The sequence below is a fragment of the Tessaracoccus sp. OH4464_COT-324 genome (assembly GCF_003932855.1).
Lineage (GTDB): Bacteria > Actinomycetota > Actinomycetes > Propionibacteriales > Propionibacteriaceae > Arachnia.
Map to the genome: position 1 here is coordinate 1 of NZ_RQYZ01000195.1, position 298 is coordinate 298.

Below are 298 nucleotides of genomic sequence, written 5' to 3' on the forward strand. Positions count from 1 at the left end.
AACCAAAACAAAGGAAAAACAATGACAAAACAATTTTTTGCACAAATTGCATTAGATGATGTTTCTGCGAAAGGCAGTTACGGTATTGGTTTACAAATTGGTCAACAATTAGTTGATAGCAAATTAGCAGTAAAAGCTGAAGCTGTTGCCAAAGGGATTTATGATGCGCTTAATCAAAATCCACCTGCATTAGAGTTAAATGAAGTTGCGCAAGCATTACAAGAATTACAGCAACAAGCAGCGGAAGCGGCACAAGCTCAATTTAAACAAATTGAAGAAGAAGGCAAAAAATATCTTG

1 protein-coding gene is annotated in these 298 nt (G+C 35.6%); it reads left to right on the forward strand.

Annotated elements, in window-relative coordinates; all coding sequences use genetic code 11:
* Positions 1-21: 21 nt before the first annotated feature.
* The coding region (locus EII42_RS12760) for an FKBP-type peptidyl-prolyl cis-trans isomerase N-terminal domain-containing protein (protein WP_305000361.1) at positions 22-298 on the forward strand (277 nt) is incomplete at its 3' end.